General features: G+C 70.5%; 3 protein-coding genes. All 3 read left to right on the top strand.

What is annotated here, in order from left to right:
- Positions 1–147: 147 nt before the first annotated feature.
- Complete coding sequence (locus HOV91_RS38745) at positions 148–483, top strand: hypothetical protein (protein WP_174190138.1); 336 nt, start codon at positions 148–150, stop codon at positions 481–483.
- A gap of 7 nt (positions 484–490) precedes the next feature.
- A complete protein-coding gene (locus HOV91_RS38740; protein WP_174190137.1) occupies positions 491–964 on the top strand; it encodes a YbaB/EbfC family nucleoid-associated protein in 474 nt (157 codons plus the stop codon).
- 57 nt (positions 965–1,021) lie between these two features.
- The coding region (locus HOV91_RS38735; protein ID WP_369009333.1) for a WXG100 family type VII secretion target at positions 1,022–3,276 on the top strand (2,255 nt) is incomplete at its 3' end.

Genomic DNA, 3,276 nt, shown 5'->3' with positions numbered 1-3,276 from the left:
ACGCCCCCCTCCGGCGGCGCCACGCAGCCGAACGACTGGCTGCCAGGGGCTCCCTCCCCCGAGCCCGCTGCGCAGGCCGCCACCGCGGGCCCCGAGGACGTCGATGTGCCTTTCACCATCTAGCCCGTCCACATCGAAAGGAGTGCCATGGCCGCCGACCACGTGGAAGTCGATCCCGACAAGCTGCGCCGGGCATCGGAGCTGACCGGGGAGTTGTCGAGGAAAGTCACCGCAACCGCCGAGAAATTGCGCAACACCCTGGCCGGTATCGAATCCGACGCCACCACGATGCCGTGGGGAGACGACAAGCGGGGCAGGAAGTTCGCCCACGGCGAGAAGGGTTACCAGGCGGCGCGAAAGAACCTGCTCGAGGGCGCGACGAGCGCCGCGCAGACCTTCGACGACATGTCGCAGGGCCAGCGCGCGGCCGCGGACTCGCTGACCGGCACCGACCATGCCTCGGGCGGGCAGTTGGGAAAGTGAGCGGCACATGGTGAACGAACGCCTGCGCGCGGACATGGCGACGATGCTCGAGGGCCTCGGCGAGCAGTTCCGCGGGATCGCCGAACTCCAGAAGCAGCGCTCGCTGCTCACGGCCACGGTGACCGCGTGCGACAAGCGCATCGAGGTGACGGTCAACGCCGACGGCGTCCTGATCGCCACCAGCTTCGCCGACGACGTCCTCGATCTGAGCCTCGAGGAGATCGCCGAGAACATCACCGCGGCCGTGCAAGCGGCGGCGGCCGAGGTCGCCGAGCGCGGCAGGGAGCTGATGACGCCACTGCTGGAACGCAAGAACGCGCTGCCGAAGCTCTCGGAGATCGTCGAGGGCGCTCCCGACCTCGGCGCGATGATGCCGACCGCGCCCGCACCGCCCCTGGCGCCGCCTGATCCGACAAGCTGGCCCGCGGACGATACCGGAGCCGCCGGGCCGCGGTCGGTGGTCGCCGACAACGACGACTGACGCGGCAATGGACACCCGAAGGAGCCGGGACCCGATCCCCGGCGGAGAAAGGTGACGATGGCCCTCGAACCGAAAACGTGGTCCGGCCTGGAGAACCAGGCGAAAGCGGGATATCTGAAGTTCGACCCCGCCGACGCCCTCACCGCGGCAAAGGCCTGCGCCGATCTGGTCGACGACCTGCTCGGAATGGCCGCCGCGGTGACCGACCTGCGCCTGAACAACTTCGCGCCGATCGGCACCCTGACCTCCGGCGCCCAGCTGGCGATGGCGTTCACCACCAAGGGTTCTCGCCTGCACACGATCTTGAACGACCACGCGAAGATCGTCACCGACATGGGTGAGACCTACATCGCCGCGGGCAAGTCTTACACCAAGACCGACGGCGATTCCGGGGACACCTTCAAGGCGCTGGGCGCGCTGAAGATGCCGACCGAGGCCACGCCCTACACGCCGGGCAAGAAGGCCCCGGGTGCGCCCGACGCCGAATTCGACAAGCCCAGCGGCGGTTTCGCCTGGAAGGACAAGGACGGGCACCTCCACGTCCAGAAGGCGAACGCCGAGAGCTTCCCCTCGTCGTTGAAGGACTACCAGGGCGCGAAGGACACCGGTGTCACGGCCAACATCGAGAACAAGGACAGTCTCAGCTTCACCGAGTTGTACGAGCTGGGGCGCGATCTCGATCCGCAGCCGGTACTGGCCGCCGCGGGCACCTGGCACAGCATGGCCAACGATCTGCTGGGCAAGCTGAACAATTTCGTGTCCGTGATCTCCGCGGGTACCGACGCGTGGGAGGGCCAGGGCGCGACCGCGGCCGCCGAAGCGGTCCGGAGCTACTCCGACGGCGTGCAACCGCTGATCACCTCCATGATCGCGATGAGCCAGAACTTGGACTACACGGCGCAGTGGTTGCATCTCACCAAACTGAGCATGCCGGCGACGTCCGATCCCGGCGACTGCTGCCCCGGGAGGGTGACCCGGCGGTATCGCGACGAGTGGCAGAAGCACTACGGCGAGGGCATGAAGAACACCGTGTCGGTGATGCCGGTGGTGAACGGGCCCATCGCCGCACCGCAGCCCTCCGGTGGGCCGGGCCAGAACCAGCCGGGCAACAATCAGAATGCGCCCGGTGACCCGAACGGCCAAGGCCAGCAGACGGTTACGGGTGGTGGGCAGTTCCCCGGGGGCCAGGGCACCGGCAACCAGACTCCCAGCGCGGACTATCAAGCCGGTTACCAGGAGGGATATCGGGAGGGCCTGGAGGCAGGACAGGGACAGGGCGGCTCCGGCACCTCCGGCTCCGGCACTTCCGGCTCCGGCACCGGTGCCGGGCTGCCCGGAGGTGAAACCCGGACCGGAGGCGCTTCGCACGGCAGTGGTGGCGCCGCCCTGCCCCGCGGCTACGACGCCGCTTCCGCCGGAACCGGCTCGCAGTCGGGCAGCGGATCCACGGGCAGCGGCACCGGTTCCAGCCCCGCGGGCTCGTTCGGCGGTTCCGTCGGCCCCCAGGGCAGCACGGCGCCCGCGCGTTCGTCCGGCGGGCCGGAAGGTTCCGCCGGTCCCCGGGGGAGTTCGGCGTCCGGTGGGCAACCCGAATCCGTCGCGAGCGGCGGCATGCCCGAGGTTCCCTCGCTCGGCTCGGTCCCGTTGCCGCGCATGTCCTCCGGAGCGGGCGGCTCGCCCGGCGGGGCCCCCTCGAAATCGAGCGGCACGGCTCCTGGCGCCGACCCGGCGTCGCTCGAAGACGCGCTGGCACGGGCGACGGGCGCGGACCCCGCGCAGGTGCGGTCGGTCCTCGACAATCTGCCCGGCCTGCTGAACGAGGACACCCTGTCGCAGCTCACCGGGCTGCCGCCGGAGCAGGTGCGTTCGGTCCTGGACAGGATTCCGGACGTCGTCGACGAGAACGCGCTGTCGAAGCTCAGCGGGGTGGACCCGGCAGGAGTGCGCTCGGTCCTGGAGAATCTCCCCAACGCACTGGACGAGCAGGCGCTCGCGGCGGCGACCCGCACGGACGGCCCGTCCGCCGCCGGGGCCGGCCTTGCCCCGCAACACGCGGGATCGGCGGGCGCCGCGGGCGCGCAGGGCGCCGGTTCGCTCGCCTCCGCGGGCCGGGAGTTCCTCGGACAACTAGGGAAGGCGCTCACCCAAGGTCTCGAGGCTCTCACGCAATTCGGGAGCACGCTGCCCGGTGCGGAGAGACTGCAGGATCTGTTGCGGCAGTTCGATCCGAACGCGCTGCCGGCCGCGGCCGGTGACCCGCCCGTCGAACCCGCGGGCGCGGGTGGCGCGGGGGCAGGCCCCGGCGGCACCCG

Origin of the sequence: Nocardia barduliensis (assembly GCF_013315795.1) — a bacterium.
In the GTDB taxonomy this organism is placed as follows: Bacteria; Actinomycetota; Actinomycetes; order Mycobacteriales; family Mycobacteriaceae; genus Nocardia; species Nocardia barduliensis.
The sequence above is the reverse complement of the archived record's forward strand: the minus strand, read 5'-3'. Positions and strand labels throughout refer to the sequence as shown.

Coding starts and splice junctions, on each gene's coding strand:
- HOV91_RS38745 (WP_174190138.1), top strand. CDS start 148: ATGGCCGCCGACCACGTGGAAGTCGATCCCGACAAGCTGCGCCGGGCA.
- HOV91_RS38740 (WP_174190137.1), top strand. CDS start 491: ATGGTGAACGAACGCCTGCGCGCGGACATGGCGACGATGCTCGAGGGC.